Origin of the sequence: Flavobacterium limi, assembly GCF_010645075.1 — a bacterium.
Lineage (GTDB): Bacteria > Bacteroidota > Bacteroidia > Flavobacteriales > Flavobacteriaceae > Flavobacterium > Flavobacterium limi.
On the sequence record NZ_JAADZV010000008.1, the window covers coordinates 104,411 to 129,231 of the forward strand.

Here is a 24,821-nt window from a genome sequence, read left to right on the forward strand (position 1 = left end):
AAAGTATTAGCCTAAATTATAAAAAATGAAAAAAGTAGTATTAGCTTATAGCGGAGGATTAGATACCTCGTATTGTTTGAAATATTTAAAAAATGAAAAAGGATACGAAGTTCACACTGTTCTTGTTGACACAGGAGGATTCGACGCAGAAGAATTATCAGCAATTGAAAAAAGGGCTTACGAGTTAGGAAGTGCACAACACGCAAATTTGACTATCGTAGACAAATATTATGATAAAGCTATAAAATATTTGATTTTCGGAAACGTATTAAAAAACAATACTTACCCATTATCAGTAAGTGCAGAGCGTGTTTTCCAGGCAATTGAAGCTATAAAATATGCTAAAAAAGTAGGAGCAAGCGCAATCGCACACGGAAGTACAGGTGCAGGAAATGACCAAATTCGTTTCGATTTAATTTTCCAGACTATCGCTCCGGAAATCGAAATCATTACACCAATTAGAGATTTAAAACTTTCTAGACAAGAAGAAGTAGAATACCTTCAAAAAAATGGAGTAAGCTATTCTTGGGAAAAAGCGCAATATTCTATCAATAAAGGTCTTTGGGGAACAAGCGTTGGAGGAAAGGAAACTTTAACTTCTGCAAAACCATTACCGGGTGAAGCTTATCCTTCACAATTGCAAAAAGAAGGTGAAGAAAAAGTTACACTCCATTTTGAGCAAGGAGAATTAGTTGGTTTAAACGGAAAAACAGACAAACCTTCAAACAATATTGTAGCGCTTGAAAAATTGGCAAACGCTTACGCAATTGGAAGAGATATTCACGTTGGGGATACGATTATCGGAATTAAAGGAAGAGTTGGTTTTGAAGCCGCTGCACCATTAATTATCATTAAAGCGCACCATTTATTAGAGAAACATACTTTAGGAAAATGGCAGCAATACTGGAAAGAACAATTAGGAAACTGGTACGGAATGTTGTTTCACGAAGGTCAGTTTTTGGATCCAGTAATGAGAAATATTGAGACTTTCCTTCAGGATACTCAAAAAACTGTAAATGGAACAGTAACTGTTTCGCTTAAACCATATCATTTCTCACTTGACGGAATCGAATCTGAAAATGATTTGATGAATACTGGTTTCGGTCAGTATGGCGAAATGAACAATGCCTGGACATCTGAAGATGCAAAAGGATTTATTAAGATTTTAGGAAATGCTCAGAATATTTTCTCATCTGTAAACAAATTAGATCATGATTAATATCGGAATTATTGGTGGTTCGGGCTACACGGCTGGTGAACTTATCAGAATATTAATGTTTCACCCAAATGTTAACATTGATTTTGTTTACAGTACAACAAACGCCGGAAAACCACTCTCTGTGGCTCACCATGATTTGATGGGGGATATTGAGATGAATTTTACGGATAAAATCAATCCTGATGTGAATGTTGTTTTCTTGTGTTTAGGTCACGGAAAATCAATTTCATTTTTGAAAGAAAATCAGTTTGCAAGTCATACTAAAATCATTGATTTAGGAAATGATTTCAGGCTGAATAAAGATGCACATTTCGAAGGAAAAGATTTCGTTTACGGGTTGCCTGAAATCAATAAGGCTGAAATTAAAAAAGCAGATTATATTGCAAATCCAGGTTGTTTTGCAACAGCTATTCAGTTGGCTTTATTGCCTTTAGCAAAACACAATTTGTTGAATAATGATGTTCATATCAACGCAACAACAGGAAGTACAGGAGCAGGAGTAAGCCTTTCAGAAACTTCTCATTTCAGCTGGAGAAATAATAATTTCTCGCATTACAAAGCTTTCGAACACCAGCATTTGGGAGAAATTTCAGAAAGCCTGGTGCAGTTACAGGATGATTTTGACAGCGAATTACTTTTTATTCCAAACAGAGGAGATTTTCCAAGAGGAATTTTTGCAACGCTTTATACATTATGCGATGATAGTTTGGATCAATTAGTTGAAAAATACCAAGAGTTCTATAAAAATGAACCTTTTGTAACCGTTACAACAACTAACATCAACATGAAACAAGTGGTTCAAACGAACAAATGTATCATTAGTTTATTGAAAAAAGGAAACCGGGTTCTCATAACATCAATTATAGATAACTTAACCAAAGGTGCTTCAGGGCAAGCGATTCAGAATATGAATTTAATGTTCGGATTAGAAGAGACCACAGGTTTACATTTGAAACCAAGCGGATTTTAAAATTGTAAAATGTTGGAAGTGAGATGTAAAATGTATATCTCTTTGCGTATCAATATCTAACTTTTTACAAATAACATTTAACATAAAAAAATGAACTTATTCAACGTTTACCCATTATACGACATTACTCCGGTAAAAGCAATTGATTGTACAATCATAGACGATAAAGGAGTAGAATATTTAGATTTATACAGCGGACATGGCGTAATTTCCATCGGACATACACAGCCGGATTATGTGGCTAAATTGAAAAACCAAATTGACAACTTAGGATTTTATTCTAATGCGATTCAGAATCCTTTGCAGGTTGAATTGGCACAAAAATTAGGAAAACTTTCAGGATTAGAAGATTATGAATTGTTTTTATGCAGTTCCGGAGCTGAAGCGAATGAAAATGCTTTAAAATTAGCTTCTTTCCATAACGGAAAATCCAGAGTTGTAGCTTTTCATAATTCTTTTCACGGAAGAACTTCTGCAGCCGTTGCGGTTACAGACAATAAAAAAATCGTTGCGCCAATTAATGCACAACAAGAAGTAACATTTTTACCTTTAAACCAAATTGAATTGGTTGAAGCTGAATTAGCAAAAGGTGATGTTACAGCAGTAATTATTGAAGGAATTCAGGGAGTTGGTGGTTTAGATCAGGGAACAACGGAATTTTTTCAGGCTTTAGAAAAAGCATGTAAAAAACACGATGTCATTTTAATTTTAGACGAAGTACAGTCAGGATACGGAAGAAGCGGGAAATTTTTCGCTTTCCAACACCACGCAATCAACGCTGATATTATTTCAGTTGCAAAAGGAATGGGGAATGGTTTCCCTGTTGGAGCAATTTTGATTTCTCCAAAATTTGAAGCGAGTTTCGGATTATTAGGAACTACTTTCGGTGGAAGTCACTTGTCTTGCGCAGCAGGAATTGCAGTTTTAGATGTAATTGAAAAGCTTGATTTACAAAAGAATGTAAACGAAGTGTATGCATATTTCTTAGAAAAAATAAAAGAAGTTGAAGGGATCAAACAAGTAAAAGGAAAAGGCTTGATGCTTGGAGTGGAGTTTGATTTTGATGTTGCGGCTTTAAGAAAGAAATTAATTATCGAAAAACACATTTTTACAGGAAGCGCAAACAATAAAAATTTATTGAGAATTTTACCGCCTTTAACTGTGAAAAAAGGAGATATTGACACTTTTGTTGTCGCTTTAAAAGAAAGTTTAGAAGAATTAAAAAACTAATTCTCAATAGATAAACCCGACAGGTTTTCAAAGTTTGTCGGGTTTAAATAAAGTTTCTGAAAAAGAAACAACCAAAAAACAACCAACTATAAATTATGAATACAATACTTCCAATCGAAAAAAGGAATGCTGTTTTAACTACAATGGCGGGTTTATTAGAGCAGGAAAGAGAATCGTTAAAGAGTATCAATCAACAGGATTTAGCCAATTATTCTGGAGAAGATCTGGCAATGGAAAAGCGTTTGCTGGTAGATGATGCTAAAGTAAACGGCATGATTCTTTCTTTGCAGCAATTAGCCAGTCAGGAAGATCCTGTTGGGCAGGTTCGTTTTACTTTCACTCATGAAAACGGAATGAAAATCAGCAATAAAACGGCTGCTTTTGGAACTATTTTAATCATATACGAATCCCGTCCCGACGTTACAGTCGAGGCTGGAGGAATTGCTTTTAAATCCGGAAATAAAATCCTTTTGAAAGGAGGTAAAGAATCTTTGCTTTCGAATCAAAAGATTGTGAGTCTTTGGCATCAGGCTCTTGAAAAAAATGAAGTTTCAACTGATTGGGTTGAATACTTAAATTATGACAGAATACAGACACAGGAATTTCTCGAAAAACCAACGCAAAAAGTAGATTTAATTGTACCTCGTGGGGGTGAAAAACTAATTGAATTTACTAAGAAACACGCTACCTGCCCGGTAATTGTAAGCGGGCGTGGTAATAATTTCGTGTATGTAAATGCTGATGCCGATTTAGAAAAAGCAATGGCAATCATTATCAACGGAAAAACATCAAATATATCTGTTTGCAATGCTTTAGATAAAGTCTTAATTGATACGAATCTGCCAGATTGGGAAGTATTTGCTAAACAATTAGTGACTGAACTGGAGAAATTCAAAGTTATTGTTTTAGGAGATGATGATGTGGCAAAAGCAACTGGTGTGAAGGCAATTGAAAATGATTTAATCTGGTACGAAGAATTTTTAGATTATAAAATTGTAATTGGAACTATTAATTCAAACCAGGAAGCGATTGCTAAAATCAATAAATACTGTGGTGGTCATTCGGCTTCAATTATTACTAAAAATGAGTCTTTGGCACAAGAATTTATGGAAAATGTAGATGCATCTTCCGTATATCACAATGTGTCAACGAGATTTACTGACGGTGGACAATTTGGTTTAGGAGGAGAATTGGCAATCAGTACTGATAAACTCCACCAAAGAGGACCAATTGGTTTGCAGCATTTGGTTACAAATAAGTGGTACGTTTACGGGGACGGGCAAATTAGATAATTGAGATAATTTGACAATTAGATAATTAGAAAATTTTAGATTGTAGATTTCAGATTTTAGATTGAAAAAAAAACTTAAAATCTTAGAATCTCAGAACCTTAGCATCTTAGAAAATGACTAAAAAACGGATTTTATTAAAAATAGGAAGTAATACTTTAACCAAAGAAACCAATCATATTTCCAGAGGAAAAATTGAGGATATTGGGATGCAGATTGCAGCTTTACAGGATCAATATGAATTTATTATTGTGAGTTCAGGAGCGATTGCAGCAGCGAAACAATTTGTGAAATTGGACAATAATGATAAAGATGTTTTTGTAAAACAGGCTCTGGCCTCTATTGGTCAGCCACATTTGATGCGGATTTACCATGAAAATTTCAGTGATTTAGGATTACACATTTCGCAATGTCTGCTTTCTTATTCTGATTTTGAAAAACAACAATCTAAGGTCAATATTGTAAATACGATTAATGTATTAGTAAAAAACAATTATATTCCGATTATCAATGAAAATGATACTGTTGCGACAGATGAGATTAAATTTGGAGATAATGATAAATTAGCGGCATTAACCGCTGTTCTTTTAAATGTTGATATTCTGATAATTGCAACAAATACAAACGGAATCTATACGAAAGAGTCAATTCACAATAAAAATCCGGAAACAATTTCTTTAGTAAATGATTTGAAATTACTTGAAAAGGAAATAGGCGATTCAAAATCATCTCACGGAACAGGTGGAATGCAATCGAAAATTGATTCGTCAGCTATTGCTAAAGCTGCAAATATTGAAACATGGGTTGTTAATGGACTCGAAGATAATTTTATGCTGAAAGCATTGAACAATGAAATTCCTTTTACAAAAATAATATAATGAGTCAATTAGATAATTAGAGAATATTACAATTATCTAAATTATTGAATTATCACATTATCAAAATTAATTAAAAAATTATGAACTATATTTCAATACAAGATATCGACTCTTTATCAAAATGGGTAAAAAGTGCGATCAAAATCAAAAAAAATCCGCTTAAAAACAAGAAGCTTGGAAAGAACAAAACCTTAGTGATGTTGTTTTTCAACTCTAGTCTGAGAACTCGTTTGAGTACCCAAAAAGCTGCTATAAATTTAGGAATGAATGTTATGGTGATGAACTTTGGCAGTGAAGGATGGACCTTGGAATTTGAAGATGGAGCCGTAATGAATTCCGGTGCATCAGAACACATAAAGGAAGCAGCAGAAGTAGTTTCTCAATATGCAGATATAATCGCCATACGTGCTTTTGCAGGCTTAGTTGACAAGGAAAAAGACTATGCAGAAACTGTTATTTCAGGATTTTTAAAACACGCAACAGTTCCAATTGTTAATATGGAAAGTGCTGTACGTCATCCATTGCAGTCTTTAGCAGATGCTATCACAATGGAAGAATATAAAACAAAACATAAACCGAAGGTAGTACTTTCGTGGGCGCCCCATCCGAGGGCTTTGCCACAGGCAGTTGCGAATTCATTCGTAGAAATGATGCAGATGCAAAAAGACATGGATTTTGTTATTACGCATCCTGAAGGTTATGAATTAAGCCCAGAAATTACAAAAGACTGCAAAATAGAATACGATCAAAGTAAAGCTTTTGAAAACGCAGATTTTGTTTACGTAAAAAACTGGAGCAATTTCAATGATTACGGAAAAGTAACAAACAGTGATCCAAACTGGACGGTTACTGCCGAAAAAATGGCTTTAACTAATAAGGGAAAATTTATGCATTGTCTTCCGGTTCGTCGTAACGTAATTGTAAGTGATGAAGTAATTGACAGTGAAAATTCAATCGTAATCGAACAGGCAAATAACAGAACTTATTCAGCTCAAATAGTTTTACAGAAGATTCTGAAAAAGCTGTAGTTTTCAAAGTTAAGATTCTGAGTTACTAAGCTGCTAAGTATTCAGAATCTAAAAACTTAGCAGCTTAGAATCTTAGCCCCTTAGAAGCTATGCAAAAAGTAACCGTAATAAAAATAGGTGGAAACATCATCGATAATCCTGTAGAATTAGAACAGTTTTTAACTGATTTTTCTAAAATTGAAGGATACAAAGTTTTAGTTCACGGCGGTGGAAAATCGGCTACCAAAATGGCACAAAGTATTGGTTTAGTTCCGCAAATGATTGAAGGACGACGAATCACAGATGCTCCCATGCTGGATGTTGTGGTAATGATTTACGCAGGTCAGATTAATAAGCATATTGTGGCGGAATTACAAGCAAAAGACAATAATGCAGTCGGTTTTTCCGGAGCTGATGGAAATTTAATTCAGTCAACAAAAAGAAATCATCCAACTATTGATTATGGTTTTGTAGGCGATGTAAAACAAGTCAATACAAAATTGCTGGCAACTTTGTTAAAAGCCGGAATTGTTCCGGTTTTCTGTGCGATTACGCACGATAAAAACGGACAGTTATTAAACACAAATGCTGATACCATTGCAAGCGAATTGTCAATTGCGTTATCTGAGGTTTTTGATGTGACACTTACGTATTGTTTTGAAAAACAGGGTGTTTTACAGGATTCAGAAGACGATTCCTCTGTAATTACAGAAATCAATGAAACATTATACAATCAACTAAAAGAAGAGAAAGTAATCCATTCCGGAATGATTCCAAAGCTGGACAACTGTTTCAATAGTTTATCAAGAGGTGTACAGAAAATCAAAATTGGGCATCACAGAATGCTTCAGAATTCAGATGTTCTGCATACAACGATTACTTTATAAAAGAAAAAGTTGCTAAGTTTCAAAGAAACCAAGACTTTTGCAGTCTTAGAATTTCAGAATTTTAGCATCTCAGTACCTAATTAAAATGAAAGATATAGAAACGCTTACCCGGGAGGCAATTGAATTATTAAGAAACCTGATTGAAACGCCTTCATTTTCAAGTGAAGAAGATCAAACAGCTCTTTTAATAGAAAATTGGTTTACTCAAAACGAGATTCCTTTCAAAAGAGAAAACAATAATGTGTGGGCTTTCAACAAATATTTTGACGAAAATAAACCAACACTTTTACTGAATTCACACCATGATACGGTAAGGCCTAATCAGGCTTACACCAATGATCCGTTTAAAGCTATCGAAAAAGATGGTAAATTATTCGGTTTAGGGAGCAACGACGCAGGAGGATGTCTTGTTTCGTTATTAGCAACGTTTGTACATTTTTACGAAAATCAAAATTTATCACATAACTTGGTAATCGTAGCTTCTGCAGAAGAAGAAAGCAGCGGAAAAAACGGTTTAAACAGTGTTTTAAAACATTTGCCGGAGCTGGATTGCGCCATTGTAGGCGAACCGACTTTAATGCAATTGGCTGTTGCTGAAAAAGGTCTTTTAGTTTTGGATGTCAAAGTAAAAGGAACTGCAAGCCACGCTGCACATCAAAATGATGATAATGCCTTATACAAATCAATTTCGGTAATGGAATGGTTTAAAAATTATAAATTCGACAAAATTTCTGAAGTATTAGGTCCGGTAAAAATGACCGTAACTCAAATAAACGCAGGAAAACAGCATAATGTAGTTCCTTCAGAATGTGATTTGGTAGTGGACATCCGTGTAAATGACTGCTATACCAATTCGGAAATTTTAGAAGTAGTTTCGGCCAATGTAAATGCCGAAGTAAAACCAAGATCCATGCATTTAAACGCATCGTCAATTCCAATTGCGCACGGTTTGGTACAAGCGGGAATTGCCTTAGGAAGAACAACCTATGGCTCTCCAACGCTTTCTGATCAATCAGTTTTAAGCTGTCAGTCATTAAAACTGGGACCTGGAGAAACCTTACGGTCACATTCAGCAGACGAATTTATATTTGTAAACGAAATAGAAGAAGGAGTCGGGTTATATATCAAAATACTAACCGGGTTCTTTAAATTATAATAGTAATTAGGAGCTAATCCCGCTATCCGTTCTAATCTTTTGTGCCGAACCCCGGCACAAAAGGATTTCCACTGCTATCGGGGCTAGAAACACCAGTATAAATCAAGACATTTAGAGATTCAGATTATCTGTAAATCTAAAATCTAAGAAGTCTAAAAATCTACAATATGAAACTTTGGGAAAAAGGAATACCAACCGATAAACAAATCGAACAATTCACAGTAGGAAACGATCGTGAACTGGATTTGGTTTTAGCAAAATACGATGCTTTAGGTTCAATCGCGCATGCCAAAATGTTGGGCCAGATTGGTTTGTTAACTGCAGACGAAACGACTTCTTTGGTTGATGCCTTAAACGATATCATTGCCGATATCGTGGTTGGAAATTTTGAAATCGAAGACAGTTTTGAAGATGTACATTCTAAAATAGAATATTTATTAACGGTAAAACTGGGCGATGCGGGAAAGAAAATCCACACAGCACGTTCCCGTAATGATCAGGTTCTGGTAGATGTTCATTTGTATTTAAAAGACGAATTAAAAGCCATAAAAGAACAGGTAAAAACACTTTTTGATTTGTTGATGGAATCTGCTGAGAAACATCAAAATGTATTATTGCCGGGTTACACGCACTTGCAAATCGCAATGCCATCGTCATTCGGAATGTGGTTTTCTGCTTATGCCGAAAGTTTAATCGATGATATTATAATGCTGAATGCCGCTTCAAAAATTGTTGACCAGAATCCGCTAGGTTCTGCGGCAGGTTACGGAAGTTCGTTTCCAATCAACAGAACATTTACAACTCAGGAATTAGGTTTCGAAACCTTAAAATACAACGCAGTAGCAGCACAAATGAGCCGTGGAAAAGCTGAGAAAACCGTTGCTTTTGCCATGACAAGCGTTGCAGGAACTTTGTCAAAATTTGCTATGGATGTTTGTTTGTATATGAGTCAAAACTTTGATTTTATTGGTCTTCCGGCACATCTTACGACAGGTTCCAGCATTATGCCTCACAAGAAAAACCCTGATGTTTTCGAATTGATCAGAGGAAAATGCAATAAGATTCAGGCGCTTCCTTACGAAATCACTTTAATTACAAATAATCTTCCTAGCGGTTATCACAGAGATTTGCAACTTTTAAAAGAAGGTTTGTTTCCTGCGATTCAAAATTTAAAAGCTTGTCTGGATATTGCTATCTTTTCTATAAAAGACATTACGGTAAAAGATCAGATTTTAGAAGATAAAAAATACGATTATTTGTTTACAGTTGATACTTTAAATGAAATGGTAGTTGACGGAATGCCGTTTAGAGATGCCTATAAGGCTGTCGCAGAACAATTAGAAGCAGGAACTTATAAATCTCCAAAAGAGACCAAACATACACACGAAGGAAGTATTAATAATTTGTGCTTAGAAAATATAAAAGAAAAAATGAAAGCCGCTTTTTAACTTCATTGAAAAAAAACTATGAAAACCGATTTGTATCAATTACAAATCGGTTTTTTTGTTCAAATTATATTAGTCATAAATTAACAAATTTCCACCTAATTATATACATTTGATTTATTAGTTAACCTAAATTTAAAATATGGCAGGATTTAAAGAGCAGTCAACTCAAAAGCTTTTTGAGAGAAAATTTATTACCGAAGAGCAATTGGCTCAGATAAAAAGTTATCGCAGTCTGGGCATTTTTTCTCTAAACACTGAATTAAAAATGTTTTTATATTTATCAGTTTTGCTTTTTACGTCCGGTATTGGAATTTTGATTTATCAAAACATTGATACTATTGGGCACGTCGCCATTTTGTCTTTTTTGTTGATTGTTACTGTAGTTTGTTTTTATTTCTGTTTTAAAAATTCAAAAGGTTTTCAAAAGACAGAAACTACTTTTGAAAGTCCTGTTTTGGAATATCTGGTTCTTCTGGCAAACATTCTGACCTGCATTTTTATTGGATATCTGCAATTTCAATATAAGCCTTTTGGAACGCATTATGGCTTGGCAACATTGGTACCTACAATTGTCAGTTTTATTTGTGCCTATTATTTTGACAACAAAAGTGTGTTAACTATTGCGATTACAGGCTTGGCTGCTTATGTAGGCTTTTCTGTGACGCCTCAGGATTTATTTCATAATGATTTCTATTCTCATCTTGAGTTAAGTTATTCTGCTATAATTCTGGGTGGGTTGTTGATTTTGTGGACAATTTACAGCTCCGGGATTTCTCTTAAAACCCATTTTAATTTAACTTATCTAACATTTGCCTTGCACATGATTAGTATTGCTTCAATCAGTAATATGGTTAATGAGTATGATGGTTTATGGCTTCTTTTCTCTGCAGTTCTTGCAGGATCATGTTTTTATTTTTATAAAGCCAGTTATGACCAGAAAGCTATTTCGTTATATGTTTTTATGATTTTGTACGTCTATATCGGAATAAATATTTTCCTTTTCAGAGTTTTTGAGAATATCGATTTTTCGGAAATTTGGATGTTATTTGTTCTATTGATTCCGGGATACTTTATTGGCTCCATAATCTTGTTTATAAAATTGATTAAAAACTTTAACAAAGAAACAGCAGAATGATAGTATTCGATAAAAATAAGTTAGAAAATTCTGTTTTAATTGAAGAAGCAGATTCGTTAAAAAATGCTGGTTTTATCGGCAAAGAACAACTGGATTTTATAAAAAAAGAACTTCCGACACTTAATAGTCATAAAAATATTCTGGTACGGATTGGTTTCTTTTTGTTAGGATCATTTTTATATTCTTCCATATGCAGTGCTGTATCCCTTCTGGCAATTTCAGGACTAGATTATTACTGGGAAATTTTTCCTTTTATTTTTGGTATAATTGGTATAATTGGGTCAGAATTTTTAGCTAAAAAAGATTATTACAATCATGGATTAGATGATGCCTTTATTTTAGGAACAATATTGACTTTTGGCTTTGCAGTCACATTTATTACAAAGTTAGAAAATGTTCTTCCGGTTTCAATTCTTGTAGCAATTATTTCATTGGGAATGTTTGTACGTTATATTCATATGCTATCGGTATTGGTTTTTTATTTGGCAATGACATTATCATTAGGATATTCGATATTTGAATATTTGGAAGCGGGACAGGCAATTTTGCCCTTTTTCATGATGTTTTTCGGTGCAGGCACTTATTTTTTATGCAGAAAATTGACTAAAGACCTGGCAGAACCGTATTATTACAATGGAATCCTTTTAATAAAAAGCATCAGTCTGATATTGTTTTATTCGTCAGGCAATTATTTAATAGTTAGAGAATTTTCGGCAAGTTTAATGGGAGGCTATTATGAGATAAGTCCGGAAATTCCGTTTGGATTTTTCTTTTGGGCTTTTACTTTTATTGTACCGGTTTTATATCTTGTTTATTCATTAAAAGGCAAAGACAGGATTATGCTCTGGATTAGTTTCCTTGCAATAGCATTTTCATTTTACAGCTTCCGGTTTTACAACTCGGTTTTGCCAATTGAAGTAGCATTAACATTAAGCGGATTAATCATGTTTGCAGTTTCTTTCTTTTTTATTAGAAAGCTTAGAACAAAAGAAAGCGGGCTTACATTCAAAACAGACAGAATCTCAAATTCAAATACATTTTTAAATACAGAAGCATTAGTAATCGCATCAGCATTCGGAATGAAACCAGAAGTCAAGCCATCTGAATCACCAATGGAGTTTGGCGGTGGTGGTTTTAGCGGAGGAGGATCAGAAGGAAATTTTTAATAGTTTGCTATTATAAATATTAAAAAAAACAGCAGTAAACTTAGTTTACTGCTGTTTCAATTGTATGATTATTTTGTTTAGAATTATCCTTTTAAAATCTTAAAAGTTTTAACTCTGTTTTCAATTTGGACTTTGCAGATATAAACTCCTCTTGTAATATTTGCGATATTCAATTCTAATTTCTCGTTACCGGTAACATTTTTAGAAGTGGTAAAAACTTTCGAGCCGTTTGGAGAGAAAATTTCTATCACTGCTTTACCATTCTCGATACTTGAAAATTCAATATTTAAAATGTTATCAATTAGGGTTGGATAATATTTAATGTCTAAGTTTTCTACATTATCATTTACTCCAAGAGTATTTGGACAATTTGTTGATATTACTCCAGTTGAACTAACCTGAAGTGTAGCTCCGGCACCACAGGATGCATTTGAAACGTAAGCTGCTACTTCGGCTACAGGAAGTACAGTGTAGGTATAAGAAGGTTTTGTAGGTGCTGTTCCATAATTCAGTCCGGTAACTGCTGTAGAACTTATTCCTCTTACACAATTATCAAATATTAATCCTGCTGTCCCTGTCCCTTCATTAACAGGACTTGATATAGTAGCTATTTGTTCAAAATTAGAATTTTCAACATAACATGTTGATCCTTGGTTACCAGCACCTAATCCAATAGCTCTTGCACTTGAAACAGATGTTTTGTAATAACAGTTTAATATATGCAGTTCCGCATTTCTTGCCCTTGGCATTCTTTCTTTACATCCTTCAGCCCAATAACAGTTCTTTAAGGTAACGCTAAATCTTCCATCTGTTGGGAAGTCAGTAATACCAGATCCTATTAAATCTGAAAACCGATGATCAGCAGATCCACCAGATCCACCCGCTATTGGGGCTTTTAGATAGGTGAATTTACACCATGAAACAGTTGTGTTGTCTGCACTGCCTTTAATATCAAAATTTCCGTCCATTCCATCCCGAAATTCACAGTGATCAATCCATACATTTGTTCCTTCGTTAGTAAGATTGTCCCGACCATCAACATCATACGCACCAGGTCCTTCAAAAATTAGATTTCTAATAATAACATTATTTGAACCTGATTTTATATATAAAATTCCTGAATTTGCTGCAGATGTTGTTGAATTTCCAACTGTAATTTGTAGATTTCTAAGTTTTGCTCCAGGCAAGCCAATAATTGTTTTATTGTTTAGTTGAACACTAAAATAATTACAATCTATCGTACCCGAAACTAAAATTACTGAATTAGCAGTTGTTTTTGAGCTAAGAGCTGTTGTTAATTCATTGTAAGTAGTAACCGTTACGGTATTAGAAGCGGTAGGAGTTCCGCCACCTGTGGCAGCAGCACCAAAACCTTCAGGTGAAGACATGTAATAGTTCTGTGCAAAAATACCAGAAAAGCTGAGCAGGAAAAAAAGTAGGGGTAATGTTTTTTTCATTTTTTAAAATCTAAGTTTATAATAGTTTTTAATTGTTACAAGTGGTTAATGTAATCGATTGCACAAATTTAACTTAATTAAATTCATAGAAAATATTTTTGTATAATATTTATGAATATATATTATATTTTTAAGGTTATGGGAGGTATAGGAGAGTATTAATAAGAATAAATTAATATTTACCTGTTTTTTATGAAAAAAAATAAAGTTTTCATAATTTAATAATAACACTTTTAATTTTTTGATTTATAGATGTAAGAAATTTACATCCTCATTTATTCAGGAGACTTTTTATAAAAAAAAAATCCCCAAATTGTGCATTTGGAGGATTAATAAAAGTTTTATTTTTTCTGAAATTAAACTTTTCCTAAAGTATATAATTGTTCCATAGTAGGAGATACGCTTCCACCTTCAGGTTCTAATGTGATTCCAAATGCTTCTGCATAGACTGTCTGATCTACTGCAAATATCTTTTGGCTATTTCCTTCAAAATTGCTCAATAAACCAATGCTGGTAGGAGTCAGGGTAGGACTTAATTTAAGTGCCCAAACCTGGTAAACTTTTCCTCTTGGAGGTTTTGGCAGACCGGCAGCATCAATATAGGTTGTTTTACTTTCTTTGTTCCAATACACTTTTGCAAATGATGTTGGTGAAACAGCCTGACCACCTAATGTAACACTTGTATTTTTAATATCCCTAACGATTGTAAGACTTTTTTCTGTTTCTTTATTTTGTATGTCCAGATAAGCAAAGTCTCTTTCAATTTTGTTTTTTTCGTTACCTATTATGGTAATAGCGTCTTTTGTTTTTGTCAGTTCTAAAGTCTGATAGCCCAAACCTAACAATAATAATATTGCTGCAGCCCAACCAATATATTGCGTTCGGTTTGATACAGACTTCATCTCGACTACTTTTCCGTGTTTCAGTTCTAAACGGGCTTTTATTGTTTCAAAATTTGCTACCGAATGAAAAGGGGAAAAACTGGATGACAAAGCAACAATAGCTTTTTCTATTGAAATAATTTCGCTCTCAACTTCGGGATTGTTTTTTGCCAATGTGGCTATTTCCAGATTTTCAGTTTCGGTCAATAAACCATAAACATAAAGTTCCAGAATTCCTGATTCTATATATTCTTGTGCTTCCATTAGATTTTTAGATAATTACGTAAATCATTAATGCAGTTTCTGTTTTGTGTTTTGATAGTTCCCAGTGGCATAGCCAGTTCTTCTGAAGCTTCTTGCTGTGTATATCCTTTAAAGAATAACAAATCAATAATCTCGATACATTTTGGTTTTAGTTTTTTTACAAATTCCTGAATTCCAATAACGTCTATTTTATTATTGATTTTGTTATTGTCATCTAACAGATGTACGAAATTATCTGAGGAAAGGTTTTTTTGACTGTTATTAAAATTTTTAGATCTTAATTTATCAATAGATGTATTTCGGGCAATATTGAGAATCCAGGTATAGAACCGGCCTTTACTTTCGTTATAAGTATCGATGTTCTTCCAGATTTTCACGAAAACTTCCTGTAAAACATCTTCGGATTCTTCGCGATTTTTTATTAAAATGTTGATGACCGAAAATAAACTTTTCGAATACATGTCATACAAGTGAGTAAAAGCCCTTTCGTCTTTCTTGTGGATTAAAGCTAATAATTCTTCCTGACTCATAAATTTAGATTTTAAAATTTTAACAAAGTTTAATTTACTTTTTACGGATTCATTATAAAGATAATTTATTTTTTCTTTTATTCTTCAATTTTTTCATTGCCTGAAAGTCTTGTAAAATATGAGGTTTTGAAAAAAAATGTATTTTTTTAACTTTTTTTAAAACCAAAGCTAAACCTTTTACGTAAATGCTATTATAACATAATTTAGTTAGCTTAATAGCAGACGAATTAAATTACACATAAATAGTATAAGAAAATTTAAATTGTCCAAATAAATATTCTGATTTTAAAACATTAAATAAAAATTAACTGAAGTATAGTTGATGTCTTCGGGCTTCCAATGAAAAGTTTATTATAATGAAAATAAAATATGTTTTGATAATTACGTATTTACAAATACCACTTATGTAAATAACCTGAATTCAAATGTCTTTATTATGATAACTTTTAACATCCGAAACATCAACTTTAAAAGAGAATCTTAAAAAATAAATTTTGGGGACGGGAGCAGAACAGTTTAGTTTGATGAGCAGGGCTGAACTGTTTAGTCTTCCGTACTTAATAATATTTAGTATGACAAAATATAAGGTTAATATAATTTCATGGTTTGATTTGTTTGTAAGTAGAAGCCTAACGCCTGATTAACGTTAGGCTTCACTTTTATCTAATATTCCCTTAGTTAAAAATAGGTCATGGATGTCTTTATAAGTTAGAAATTAATTAATTTTATAAAAAATATAAACGATGAAAAAAATATTATTTATAGCGTGTGGTGCTATCTTTTTATTTAGCTGCCAAAATCAGGCACAGACAAATAAATCAAAATTGGATAAAAAAGAGAATGTTATGGCTAAAGAAACTATATACCAGTACAAAGTAGAAGATTTGTCAGGTAATACTTTTGATTTTTCTTCTCTAAAAGGAAAAAAAATCATGATTGTAAACACTGCTTCAAAATGTGGATTAACTCCTCAATATAAAGACCTTGAAGCAATTTATAAGGAATATAAAGATAAAGGTTTCGTAATAGTAGGGTTTCCGGCAAACAATTTTGCATCACAGGAACCAGGTACAAATGAAGAAATTGGCGCTTTCTGCCAGCAAAATTATGGTGTGACTTTTCCAATGATGGACAAAGTTTCCGTAAAAGGGGATGATATGTGTGAAGTTTATAAATTTCTTACACAAAAATCTAAAAACGGCGTACAGGACTCTGAAGTAGAGTGGAATTTTCAAAAATATTTAATTAATGAAAAAGGCGAATTGGTAAAAGTTGTAAAACCACGAACATTGCCTACAGATCCTGAAGTTATAAATTGGATAAAAGGATAATATTTTAGAAAATAAATTATTTGAAATGAGATTTTAGGAAACTGAAATCTCATTTTTCGTTTTTAAAAATAGAGCAAACGGCAACTTCATAATTCCGAATGCTTTTTGCCTTTTTTATCTGTTTTAATATTTTTTGCGGATTTGAAAATGTTTCTGCAAAATATTCCCATAAATGATACATCTTCAATAAAATATGAGTCTGTCCGGATAAAGATTCGCTGTAAATAGCATATAGTGTATCATGAAATTCGCTGAATAATTTCATTTTGTTTTCAGGATATTCAAAAGTGTTATTTTTTATCATGCCGGGCAAAAACGGATCAGAAATCAGACCGCGTCCAATCATCCAGTGGTCTATGGTTGGGAAACGTTCCTGCATTTCATGAAATTTAGCCACCGAAGTAATGTCTCCGTTATAATACAATTTATGTTTGGTATTGTCAATACATTGCTGAAAGGCATCCAAATGCACACCGCCTTTGTATAATTGTTTCCCAATTCGGGCATGAATAGCGATATTTTTAAGAGGATAAGTATCTAAAATAGGTAAAACATCCAGAATTTCTTCAGTAGTATCATATCCTAAACGCATTTTCATGGATACAATAATATCAGTTTCAGAATGTGCTCTGTCCAGAATACGATTGATTTGATCGGTGTTTTTAATCAAACCGGAACCCATTCCGGACTTGGTAACCATTGGGTAAGGGCAGCCTAGATTCCAGTTTAATTCTTTATAGCCCAATTCGCGGACATATTTAGCCACAAATAGAAACTCATCTGCATCATTCGTTATTACCTGTGGAATTACTTCTAAACCAATATTATTTTCAGGAAGCAAATCTCGTTCATATGATGCTTTTATAACTAATTTTCCATTCAGACGAATGTATGGGGAATAAAAAGTGTCAATCCCTCCAAAAATTCTGTTTTGGGCATTTCTGAAACGAAAATCGGTAAATCCTTGTAATGGCGATGAGAGTAAGGTGAAATCCATAGTATTTGCAAAGTCACAAAGATACTATTTGTAAACCGGATTTCAGGATATGATTTTTATCTTCTAATTTATTTCGGTGTTTAAGTATTGAATTCTATATGAAATTATTTCAGAATCAATTGCATAAAAACCAGATCAAGCCAGTGACCGAATTTATACCCAACTTCCCGAATTGTTCCTGTGTTAACAAATCCAAATTTTTCATGAAAAGCGATACTTCCGGCATTATCAGCGTCGATTGCGCCAATCATAACGTGATAGCCTTGTTCTTTTGCTAAACGAATCAATTCTGTTAGTAATTTTGATCCAACGCCTTTTCCAATTACATCATCTACAACATAAACAGAATGTTCAACAGTATATTGATAGCCAATTTTCTCCCGGAATTGTCCATAAGTTCCATAACCGGCAACTTCGCCGTCCAAATCTGCGACAATGACAGGGATGTTTTTAGCTTTTTTATCTTCGAACCATTTTGTCTGGACTTCTAAATTTTGAATTTCATAGCTATAATTTGCTGTTGTATTCAAAATAGAATGATTTACGATTTCCAGTATTTTACCTAAATCGTTTGTTGTCGCGGGTCTAAGTGTTAAGCTCATAATAAAGGAGATAAATAAGATCTTCATTCTTATCGAAAATCAGTTTTGCAAATGTATTTCCTTTTTATAAAATACATTTAATATCTTGTTGTTTTAAGTAAAATCAGAAGTGAAGTTTGTAACTTTGTGTTCGCAAAAAGAAAATTTCAGTAATAGATTTTCTTAAAAAAATAATACGCCGTTTAGCATGATTTATCCCAAAATACCGCTTGCTCAAAGCATTATCGAAATTTGTTCAGCAAAAGGAATTCATAATATTATAATTTCTCCGGGATCCAGAAATGCGCCATTAACAATTGGTTTTGCCCAAAATTCTAATTTTAAATGTTACAGTATAGCAGATGAGCGCTGTGCTGCTTTTTTTGCTTTAGGAATTGCCCAGCAAACAAAAAAGCCAACGGCAATTGTCTGTACATCGGGGTCGGCATTATTAAATTATTATCCCGCTGTAGCCGAAGCATTTTACAGTCAGATTACATTAATTGTCATTTCGGCAGACCGTCCGCAAAATAAGATTGATATTGGCGACGGGCAAACGATTCGTCAGCAAAACGTTTTTCAGAATCATTCGGTTTTCAATGCTAATTTAACAGAAGAAGCTTCTGACGAAAATGATTTAAAAATAAATGAAGCTATAGAAACGGCAATTCTTCAAAAAGGGCCTGTTCATATCAATGCACCTTTTGAAGAGCCTTTGTACGAAACAACAGATGTTCTTTCTATTAAACCAGAAATCACAAATTCTGATGAAATCATCGGAACAAAATCAATCGAAAATGTAGCAGATTTTGTTTCAATTTGGAATTCAGCTAAACGAAAACTTGTTTTGGTTGGAGTAAATGAAGGTGATTCAATTGAACAAAAAACAATAGAAAATTTTGCTAATGATCCATCTATTGTAGTTCTTACAGAAACAACGTCTAATTTGCATCATCCTAATTTTATTAATAGTATCGATACATTAATCACACCTTTTGATGATGCTGATTTTAAGGAATTCGAGCCTGAAATCTTAGTGACTTTCGGTGGCATGGTCGTTTCAAAACGCATTAAGGGGTTTCTGCGAAAATACAAACCACAACATCATTGGCATATTGATACTCTACGTGCTTACGATACATTCAATGCATTGACAAAACATTTTGCGATGCAGCCAAATGATTTTTTCAATGATTTACTGACAAAAACAGCCTTTGCAGAAAGTGATTATTTTAAGCAGATCAATGAAGTTTACCAGTTGCGAAAAATTAAAAAGCAAAAGTACTTAGATAAAATTCCTTTTTCAGATTTTAAAGTATTTGAGAAAGTAATAGCATCGTTGCCCAAAAACAGTCAGTTGCAGATAAGTAACAGTTCACCCATTCGGTACGCGCAGCTAATTGATATTGATTCTTCGATAGAAGTTTTTTGCAACAGAGGTACAAGTGGAATCGACGGAAGTACATCCACTGCAATAGGTGCCGCAGTTGGAAGTCAAAAACAAACCGTTTTTATCACCGGTGATATTAGTTTTTTATATGACAGTAACGCTTTGTGGAATGCTTACATTCCTAAAGATTTCAAAATTATTTTGATTAATAATGGTGGAGGAGGAATTTTCAGAATCTTGCCAGGTCATGAGGAAAAACCTGTTTTTAATACTTATTTTGAAACTTCACATCATTTAACTGCAGAACACCTGGCAAAAATGTATCAAATGAATTATTTTACAGCAACTGATACAGATTCATTAGAGAAAAGTATCAGATTATTGTATGAAAAAAATGATGCTCCGAATATTTTAGAAATATTTACGCCAACTTCTGAAAATGATATTATATTAAAACAATATTTTAAAGAACTGATTTAATAATTAAGAGCGTCATTGAGACGTTTTTTTATAAACATATTTTTCGCTGTACTCATTTTCAAACTTCGTACATTTGCACTTTAAAACTTAGCTGACTTGGCTTAGAACTTCATAATATGATTGAAATAGGAAAATACAATACACTTACCATATTACGTGATACCAAAGTGGGTTTGTTTTTAGGAAATCCTGAAAAAGACCCGGAAGGAATTCACGATATTTTATTACCCAATAAATACGTTCCAAATGAATTTGAAATAGGCGAAGAACTTGTTGTTTTTGTTTATTTGGACCATGAACAGCGTCCGGTTGCGACTACACTTGAGCCTTATATATTGTTGAATGAATTTTCACTTTTAAGAGTAAATTATATCAATCAGGTTGGTGCATTTATGGATTGGGGAATGGAGAAAGATATCCTGGTTCCGTTTAAGGAACAGGCCCGTCCGATGGAAAAAGGAAAGCGTTATCTGGTTTATCTTTATATGGATGAAAAGACAAAACGTTTGGTGGCTTCAAGTAAGTTAAATCAATTTTTGAAAAACGATCACCTCACAGTAGAAAAAGGAGAAGAAGTTGATTTAATAGTTTCGCACATTACCGAATTAGGAATTAACGTTATCATCAATGAGCAGCACAAAGGATTGCTTTATAAAGATGAAGTATACGATGATTCGATAAGAACAGGAGACAGAATGCGTGGTTATATCAAAAACATTCGTCCTGATAATAAAATTGACGTTGCTTTGCAGATACAGGGATATCAGAGTATCGAACCGAATGCAGAGAAAATTTTAGATGAATTAAGAGCAAACCGCGGATTTTTGCGTTTAAATGACAATTCACATCCTGAAGACATTAAAACAGTATTAAAAATGAGTAAAAAAACCTTTAAAAAAGCAATTGGAGCTTTGTATAAAGAAAAACTAATCGAAATTAAAGAAGACGGAATTTATTTAGTAAAAGAATAAATCGAATCTCAAAAAAAAGCTCAAAAAGAAATTATTCCTTTTGAGCTTTTTTATTTTTTATGCTTCCATCTTTTGTGCGTCCATAAATAATATTCCGGTGCTTCATAAATTTGTTTTTCTACTTCTCTTATATACATTTCTGTAATTTTAAAATCTTCATAATCTTTTGGATTATCTGCAAGAGAAAGAAAAGTGGCTTCGTAATAACCTCTTTTTACTTTTTTTACTTTTACCATTATAACGCTTAAATCGTATTTTTTTGCAAGCATCTCAGCGCCGGTATGAACAGGAACTTCAATTCCCATAAAATCGTTTGAATGAAAAATACGGTCTAATTTTGGTGACTGATCACTTGCTAAGCCATATAAACTCAATTTCCCATCACGCTGGTTTTGCGCCATCATAGGAATTGCTTGTTTAGTTGGAATCAACTCTGTATTGTATTTTGAACGGATTTTTCGAATCAGTCTATCAAAATACGGATTAGCGAGTTTTTTATAAACAGCAACTCCCTGAAAACCCAGTTTTGGATTAATGGTTAAAAGCCATTCGTAACTTGCATAATGCGAGGCTACTAATATTACGCTTTTTCCTTTTTTTGCATAATCAAGTATCAGATCTATATTGGTAACATGAAATCTTTTTTCCATTTCCTCAGGCGAAATACTCATTGTTTTGATCATTTCCAAAAACATGTCGCACATATGCTGATAAAATTTCTTTTCAACTTTTTTTCTTTCAGCATCGTTCAAATGAGGTAATGCAAGTGTCAGATTTGCACGGACCACTTTTTTACGGTATCCAATAACATAATACACAAGTACATATACACAATTGGAAAACCAGTAAAATATTTTAAAGGGAAGTATAGAAATAAGCCAAAGTAAAGGGTAGGCCAAAATGTAAACAAGAAACTGCATTTAAATTTTTTTCACAAAGATAAAATAAAAAAAATGCCAGCTTTAAATTTTAGTAATTCTCTAACCTTTCTGGCAGATTGATTATATTTACAACTCACAATAATTATTATTTATGAATATCATTTTATTAGGGATTATCATTGCAAATGTTTTGATTAGTTACAAAGGCTTCAATGATCTTTATTTTTTCAGGAAATACGAATTTCATGTAGGAAGCATTCGCTCGGGGGAACAAATCAGGATGTTGTCATCGGGTTTTTTGCATGTCGATATGATGCATTTAGTATTTAATATGCTGACACTGTGGTTTTTTGCCCCGGTAGTCTTAAATTGGCTGGGTACTTTTTCTTTTGCTTTAGTTTATTTTGGGAGCTTAATTTTTGGAAGCCTCCTTACTATGATTTTTCATAAAAATGATTATAGCTACAGGGCAGTTGGAGCATCAGGCGCTGTAACGGGAGTTTTATATTCTGCTATTTTATTACAGCCTGATATGATGTTGGGAATCTTTTTTGTGATTCCGATTCCAGCCTATCTTTTCGGAATTTTATATTTACTATATTCTATTTATGGAATGAAAGCCAAGAATGACAATATTGGTCATACGGCGCATTTTGGAGGAGCTGTAGGAGGTTATTTGATTACTTTGATAAAAGAACCTTCATTGATGACAGATCATAGTTTGATGACCATTTTACTCGCGATTCCTATTTTGATACTTTTTGTTATGGCGAAATTGGGGAAATTGTAATGCTGGCACAACTTTTGAAATGCCCTTATCAATAATTTTAAATATAACAAAAATGAAAAAACTAGTATTATTTTTAACAATAGTGTTTATGACTATGTCTTACGGACAGGAAACCAAGCAAATTCCCCAAATCAATGTTAACGGAGAAGGAAAAGTAAAAATAGCCCCGGATCAGGTTTCAATATCTGCCACAGTTGAAACCAAAGGAAATAATGCTAAAGATGTCAAAAGACAAAATGATGAAAAGATTGATGCTGTTTTAAAATTCATCAAAAAACTGAATATTCCAACGGCTGATTTCAGAACAAAACAGGTTGCACTGAATCCGCAGTACGATTATGAAAAAAAGAAAACCAGTTATAATGCTGTCCAGACAGTAGAAATTCTGTTGAAAGATTTATCAAAATATGATGAATTAATGGAAGGATTAGTACAACAGGGAATTAATCGTATTGATAAAGTTTCTTTTGAATCGTCTAAATTAGCACAACATCAATCAGAGGCCAGAAAATTAGCTATGAAAGATGCTAAAGCAAAAGCAGAAGATTATGTTTCTGTTTTAGGACAAAAAGTAGGGAAGGCCTTTGTTATTTCTGACAATTCACAAATATACCATCCTCAGCCAATGTATGCTGCTATGCGAATGAAAGAATCTGCAGATGCAGGTCCATCTAATGAAACTATGGCAATAGGCGAAATTGAGATAATGGCTAATGTAAGCGTTAGTTTTATTCTGGAATAAATATTTACATTTTACTATTTATATAATCCAAATGCCAATCAACCTGGTGTTTGGATTTTTTTTTGCCAATTTCACTTGGTCACTATTTTTGAAGTGAAATAAAAAAGACAGTATTAAACTACATATTGATTGATTTCTTAGATTTGTATGAAGCATAATAAAAAAGTTGTATCATGCCAATAATTGAACAATCAGAATATAATTTACCTCCTGTTATTCATCGAAACAGACACATTTCTACTATTTATGCCGCTTTATTTAAAAGGTTTGAAGTTCCTGCATATACCAGGGAAAAACACGAACTGAATGATGGAGATTTTATCAATATTGATTTTATTATAAATGATCCTAAAAAAGCAGTTATTTTATGTCATGGTTTAGAAGGTGATTCGCGCAGGACGTACAATAATAGCTGTTCAGCTTATTTTCAACAAAAAGGTTTTTCAGTTTTCGCATGGAATAACCGTAGCTGTGGAGGGGAAATGAATCGCTTGCCTAGACTTTATCATCACGGTGCAGTTGACGATTTGGATACAGTGGTTCAGTTTGTTTTAAAGAAAGGATTCGAAGAAGTTTATCTGATTGGCTTTTCAATGGGAGGTGTTCAGCTTCTTAATTATTTTGGCTGGACAAAGATCGATGAACGCATAAAAGCGGCTGTATCAATTTCAGTACCAACCCATATAGCAACAAGTGCTGCTATTCTCAAACAAGGTTTTAACAGAGTTTATCTAAAGAATTTTACAATAGATATTAAAAGAAAACTCAAATATAAAGCAGCACAGTTTCCTGATTTTGTAAATCGTAACCAGATTGATAAAATTTCTTCTTTTGATGAAGTTGACCAATATTTTACAGCACCATTGCATGGATTTGCCAGCCGTGATGAATATTATGAGCGTGTTTCTCCGGAATTTTCCCTAAAAAATATTACCACTCCGGTTTTAATTATCAATTCGCTTGATGATCCTTTTTTAGGGGAAAGATGCTATCCCAGAAGTATAGCCCGGAACAGTAGCTATGTTTACCTGGAAACTCCAAAGTATGGTGGACACTGCGCTTTTCCTATGCGAAATTCAACCTATTCTTATGCAGAGAAAAGAGCTTTCGAGTTTTTTGAATCTATGCAAACTAGATAAAT

General features: G+C 33.2%; 23 protein-coding genes. 17 read left to right on the forward strand and 6 right to left on the reverse strand.

Going from position 1 to position 24,821, the window contains the following annotated elements; genetic code table 11:
• The first annotated feature begins 25 nt into the window (after window positions 1-25).
• From GXM16_RS16575 to GXM16_RS16625, 11 genes are all read left to right on the forward strand, one after another.
• On the forward strand, window positions 26-1,219 hold the full coding sequence (locus tag GXM16_RS16575) for an argininosuccinate synthase (protein WP_163395611.1): 1,194 nt from the start codon (window positions 26-28) through the stop codon (window positions 1,217-1,219).
• Window positions 1,212-2,189, forward strand: a complete 978-nt coding sequence (argC, locus tag GXM16_RS16580; RefSeq protein ID WP_163395612.1) for an N-acetyl-gamma-glutamyl-phosphate reductase — start codon at window positions 1,212-1,214, stop codon at window positions 2,187-2,189. The genes GXM16_RS16575 and argC overlap by 8 nt, the downstream gene beginning before the upstream one ends.
• 90 nt (window positions 2,190-2,279) lie before the next feature.
• Complete coding sequence (locus tag GXM16_RS16585) at window positions 2,280-3,419, forward strand: aspartate aminotransferase family protein (RefSeq protein ID WP_163395613.1); 1,140 nt, start codon at window positions 2,280-2,282, stop codon at window positions 3,417-3,419.
• A 95-nt stretch (window positions 3,420-3,514) separates the two neighbouring features.
• Window positions 3,515-4,711 (forward strand): glutamate-5-semialdehyde dehydrogenase, encoded by a 1,197-nt coding sequence (locus tag GXM16_RS16590; protein WP_163395614.1) that lies wholly within the window; start codon window positions 3,515-3,517, stop codon window positions 4,709-4,711.
• Between the two features lie 113 nt (window positions 4,712-4,824).
• A complete protein-coding gene (gene proB, locus GXM16_RS16595) occupies window positions 4,825-5,586 on the forward strand; it encodes a glutamate 5-kinase (protein WP_163395615.1) in 762 nt (253 codons plus the stop codon).
• Between the two features lie 80 nt (window positions 5,587-5,666).
• Entirely contained in the window at window positions 5,667-6,614 is a 948-nt protein-coding gene (locus GXM16_RS16600; protein WP_163395616.1) for an N-acetylornithine carbamoyltransferase, read from the forward strand.
• An 89-nt stretch (window positions 6,615-6,703) separates the two neighbouring features.
• The gene (gene argB, locus GXM16_RS16605) at window positions 6,704-7,480 is read left to right on the forward strand and encodes an acetylglutamate kinase (RefSeq protein ID WP_163395617.1); all 777 of its coding nucleotides are present in this window, start codon (window positions 6,704-6,706) and stop codon (window positions 7,478-7,480) included.
• Window positions 7,481-7,565: 85 nt separating this feature from the next.
• A complete protein-coding gene (locus GXM16_RS16610; RefSeq protein ID WP_163395618.1) occupies window positions 7,566-8,636 on the forward strand; it encodes a M20 family metallo-hydrolase in 1,071 nt (356 codons plus the stop codon).
• A gap of 167 nt (window positions 8,637-8,803) precedes the next feature.
• Window positions 8,804-10,084 carry an argininosuccinate lyase gene (gene argH, locus GXM16_RS16615; protein ID WP_163395619.1) on the forward strand — a complete coding sequence of 427 codons (1,281 nt, stop codon included), beginning with the start codon at window positions 8,804-8,806 and terminating at the stop codon, window positions 10,082-10,084.
• Between the two features lie 139 nt (window positions 10,085-10,223).
• Window positions 10,224-11,219, forward strand: a complete 996-nt coding sequence (locus GXM16_RS16620; RefSeq protein WP_163395620.1) for a DUF2157 domain-containing protein — start codon at window positions 10,224-10,226, stop codon at window positions 11,217-11,219.
• Window positions 11,216-12,385 (forward strand): hypothetical protein, encoded by a 1,170-nt coding sequence (locus GXM16_RS16625; protein WP_163395621.1) that lies wholly within the window; start codon window positions 11,216-11,218, stop codon window positions 12,383-12,385. Before GXM16_RS16620 ends, GXM16_RS16625 begins: the two co-directional genes overlap by 4 nt.
• A gap of 83 nt (window positions 12,386-12,468) precedes the next feature.
• On the opposite strand, the gene GXM16_RS16630 is transcribed toward GXM16_RS16625, so the two are convergent.
• The 3 genes from GXM16_RS16630 to GXM16_RS16640 all read right to left on the reverse strand — a co-directional run bounded on the left by GXM16_RS16630 (window position 12,469) and on the right by GXM16_RS16640 (window position 15,517).
• Window positions 12,469-13,842 carry a pectate lyase family protein gene (locus GXM16_RS16630; RefSeq protein WP_163395622.1) on the reverse strand — a complete coding sequence of 458 codons (1,374 nt, stop codon included), beginning with the start codon at window positions 13,840-13,842 and terminating at the stop codon, window positions 12,469-12,471.
• Between the two features lie 356 nt (window positions 13,843-14,198).
• Window positions 14,199-14,987 (reverse strand): anti-sigma factor, encoded by a 789-nt coding sequence (locus GXM16_RS16635; RefSeq protein ID WP_163395623.1) that lies wholly within the window; start codon window positions 14,985-14,987, stop codon window positions 14,199-14,201.
• The gene (locus GXM16_RS16640) at window positions 14,987-15,517 is read right to left on the reverse strand and encodes an RNA polymerase sigma factor (RefSeq protein WP_163395624.1); all 531 of its coding nucleotides are present in this window, start codon (window positions 15,515-15,517) and stop codon (window positions 14,987-14,989) included. Before GXM16_RS16640 ends, GXM16_RS16635 begins: the two co-directional genes overlap by 1 nt.
• 743 nt (window positions 15,518-16,260) lie before the next feature.
• Between GXM16_RS16640 and GXM16_RS16645 the strand changes: the two genes are divergently transcribed.
• Window positions 16,261-16,848 (forward strand): glutathione peroxidase, encoded by a 588-nt coding sequence (locus tag GXM16_RS16645; protein WP_163395625.1) that lies wholly within the window; start codon window positions 16,261-16,263, stop codon window positions 16,846-16,848.
• Between the two features lie 49 nt (window positions 16,849-16,897).
• Here the strand turns inward: GXM16_RS16645 and GXM16_RS16650 are convergent, their stop codons facing one another.
• Together GXM16_RS16650 and GXM16_RS16655 are read right to left on the reverse strand one after the other, a co-directional pair.
• The gene (locus tag GXM16_RS16650) at window positions 16,898-17,845 is read right to left on the reverse strand and encodes a tRNA dihydrouridine synthase (RefSeq protein WP_163395626.1); all 948 of its coding nucleotides are present in this window, start codon (window positions 17,843-17,845) and stop codon (window positions 16,898-16,900) included.
• Between the two features lie 104 nt (window positions 17,846-17,949).
• On the reverse strand, window positions 17,950-18,447 hold the full coding sequence (locus tag GXM16_RS16655) for a GNAT family N-acetyltransferase (RefSeq protein ID WP_163395627.1): 498 nt from the start codon (window positions 18,445-18,447) through the stop codon (window positions 17,950-17,952).
• Between the two features lie 187 nt (window positions 18,448-18,634).
• Here GXM16_RS16655 and menD point away from each other — a divergent pair, with 187 nt between their 5' ends.
• The gene (gene menD / locus GXM16_RS16660; RefSeq protein ID WP_163395628.1) at window positions 18,635-20,296 is read left to right on the forward strand and encodes a 2-succinyl-5-enolpyruvyl-6-hydroxy-3-cyclohexene-1-carboxylic-acid synthase; all 1,662 of its coding nucleotides are present in this window, start codon (window positions 18,635-18,637) and stop codon (window positions 20,294-20,296) included.
• 116 nt (window positions 20,297-20,412) lie between these two features.
• Entirely contained in the window at window positions 20,413-21,267 is an 855-nt protein-coding gene (locus tag GXM16_RS16665) for a CvfB family protein (protein ID WP_163395629.1), read from the forward strand.
• 50 nt (window positions 21,268-21,317) lie between these two features.
• Here GXM16_RS16665 and GXM16_RS16670 read toward each other — a convergent pair whose 3' ends face one another.
• The gene (locus tag GXM16_RS16670; protein ID WP_163395630.1) at window positions 21,318-22,187 is read right to left on the reverse strand and encodes a lysophospholipid acyltransferase family protein; all 870 of its coding nucleotides are present in this window, start codon (window positions 22,185-22,187) and stop codon (window positions 21,318-21,320) included.
• A gap of 112 nt (window positions 22,188-22,299) precedes the next feature.
• On the opposite strand from GXM16_RS16670, the gene GXM16_RS16675 reads away from it, so the two are divergent.
• The 3 genes from GXM16_RS16675 to GXM16_RS16685 all read left to right on the forward strand — a co-directional run bounded on the left by GXM16_RS16675 (window position 22,300) and on the right by GXM16_RS16685 (window position 24,819).
• A complete protein-coding gene (locus GXM16_RS16675; RefSeq protein WP_163395631.1) occupies window positions 22,300-22,938 on the forward strand; it encodes a rhomboid family intramembrane serine protease in 639 nt (212 codons plus the stop codon).
• Between the two features lie 52 nt (window positions 22,939-22,990).
• Window positions 22,991-23,680 carry an SIMPL domain-containing protein gene (locus tag GXM16_RS16680; protein WP_163395632.1) on the forward strand — a complete coding sequence of 230 codons (690 nt, stop codon included), beginning with the start codon at window positions 22,991-22,993 and terminating at the stop codon, window positions 23,678-23,680.
• A 173-nt stretch (window positions 23,681-23,853) separates the two neighbouring features.
• Window positions 23,854-24,819 carry a YheT family hydrolase gene (locus GXM16_RS16685; protein ID WP_163395633.1) on the forward strand — a complete coding sequence of 322 codons (966 nt, stop codon included), beginning with the start codon at window positions 23,854-23,856 and terminating at the stop codon, window positions 24,817-24,819.
• Window positions 24,820-24,821: the final 2 nt, after the last annotated feature.

Excerpts from the sequence above, each read along its gene's own strand:
- GXM16_RS16575 (WP_163395611.1), top strand. The coding sequence starts at position 26 with ATGAAAAAAGTAGTATTAGCTTATAGCGGAGGATTAGATACCTCGTAT.
- argC (WP_163395612.1), top strand. The coding sequence starts at position 1,212 with ATGATTAATATCGGAATTATTGGTGGTTCGGGCTACACGGCTGGTGAA.
- GXM16_RS16585 (WP_163395613.1), top strand. The coding sequence starts at position 2,280 with ATGAACTTATTCAACGTTTACCCATTATACGACATTACTCCGGTAAAA.
- GXM16_RS16590 (WP_163395614.1), top strand. The coding sequence starts at position 3,515 with ATGAATACAATACTTCCAATCGAAAAAAGGAATGCTGTTTTAACTACA.
- proB (WP_163395615.1), top strand. The coding sequence starts at position 4,825 with ATGACTAAAAAACGGATTTTATTAAAAATAGGAAGTAATACTTTAACC.
- GXM16_RS16600 (WP_163395616.1), top strand. The coding sequence starts at position 5,667 with ATGAACTATATTTCAATACAAGATATCGACTCTTTATCAAAATGGGTA.
- argB (WP_163395617.1), top strand. The coding sequence starts at position 6,704 with ATGCAAAAAGTAACCGTAATAAAAATAGGTGGAAACATCATCGATAAT.
- GXM16_RS16610 (WP_163395618.1), top strand. The coding sequence starts at position 7,566 with ATGAAAGATATAGAAACGCTTACCCGGGAGGCAATTGAATTATTAAGA.
- argH (WP_163395619.1), top strand. The coding sequence starts at position 8,804 with ATGAAACTTTGGGAAAAAGGAATACCAACCGATAAACAAATCGAACAA.
- GXM16_RS16620 (WP_163395620.1), top strand. The coding sequence starts at position 10,224 with ATGGCAGGATTTAAAGAGCAGTCAACTCAAAAGCTTTTTGAGAGAAAA.
- GXM16_RS16625 (WP_163395621.1), top strand. The coding sequence starts at position 11,216 with ATGATAGTATTCGATAAAAATAAGTTAGAAAATTCTGTTTTAATTGAA.
- GXM16_RS16630 (WP_163395622.1), bottom strand. The coding sequence starts at position 13,842 with ATGAAAAAAACATTACCCCTACTTTTTTTCCTGCTCAGCTTTTCTGGT.
- GXM16_RS16635 (WP_163395623.1), bottom strand. The coding sequence starts at position 14,987 with ATGGAAGCACAAGAATATATAGAATCAGGAATTCTGGAACTTTATGTT.
- GXM16_RS16640 (WP_163395624.1), bottom strand. The coding sequence starts at position 15,517 with ATGAGTCAGGAAGAATTATTAGCTTTAATCCACAAGAAAGACGAAAGG.
- GXM16_RS16645 (WP_163395625.1), top strand. The coding sequence starts at position 16,261 with ATGAAAAAAATATTATTTATAGCGTGTGGTGCTATCTTTTTATTTAGC.
- GXM16_RS16650 (WP_163395626.1), bottom strand. The coding sequence starts at position 17,845 with ATGGATTTCACCTTACTCTCATCGCCATTACAAGGATTTACCGATTTT.
- GXM16_RS16655 (WP_163395627.1), bottom strand. The coding sequence starts at position 18,447 with ATGAGCTTAACACTTAGACCCGCGACAACAAACGATTTAGGTAAAATA.
- menD (WP_163395628.1), top strand. The coding sequence starts at position 18,635 with ATGATTTATCCCAAAATACCGCTTGCTCAAAGCATTATCGAAATTTGT.
- GXM16_RS16665 (WP_163395629.1), top strand. The coding sequence starts at position 20,413 with ATGATTGAAATAGGAAAATACAATACACTTACCATATTACGTGATACC.
- GXM16_RS16670 (WP_163395630.1), bottom strand. The coding sequence starts at position 22,187 with ATGCAGTTTCTTGTTTACATTTTGGCCTACCCTTTACTTTGGCTTATT.
- GXM16_RS16675 (WP_163395631.1), top strand. The coding sequence starts at position 22,300 with ATGAATATCATTTTATTAGGGATTATCATTGCAAATGTTTTGATTAGT.
- GXM16_RS16680 (WP_163395632.1), top strand. The coding sequence starts at position 22,991 with ATGAAAAAACTAGTATTATTTTTAACAATAGTGTTTATGACTATGTCT.
- GXM16_RS16685 (WP_163395633.1), top strand. The coding sequence starts at position 23,854 with ATGCCAATAATTGAACAATCAGAATATAATTTACCTCCTGTTATTCAT.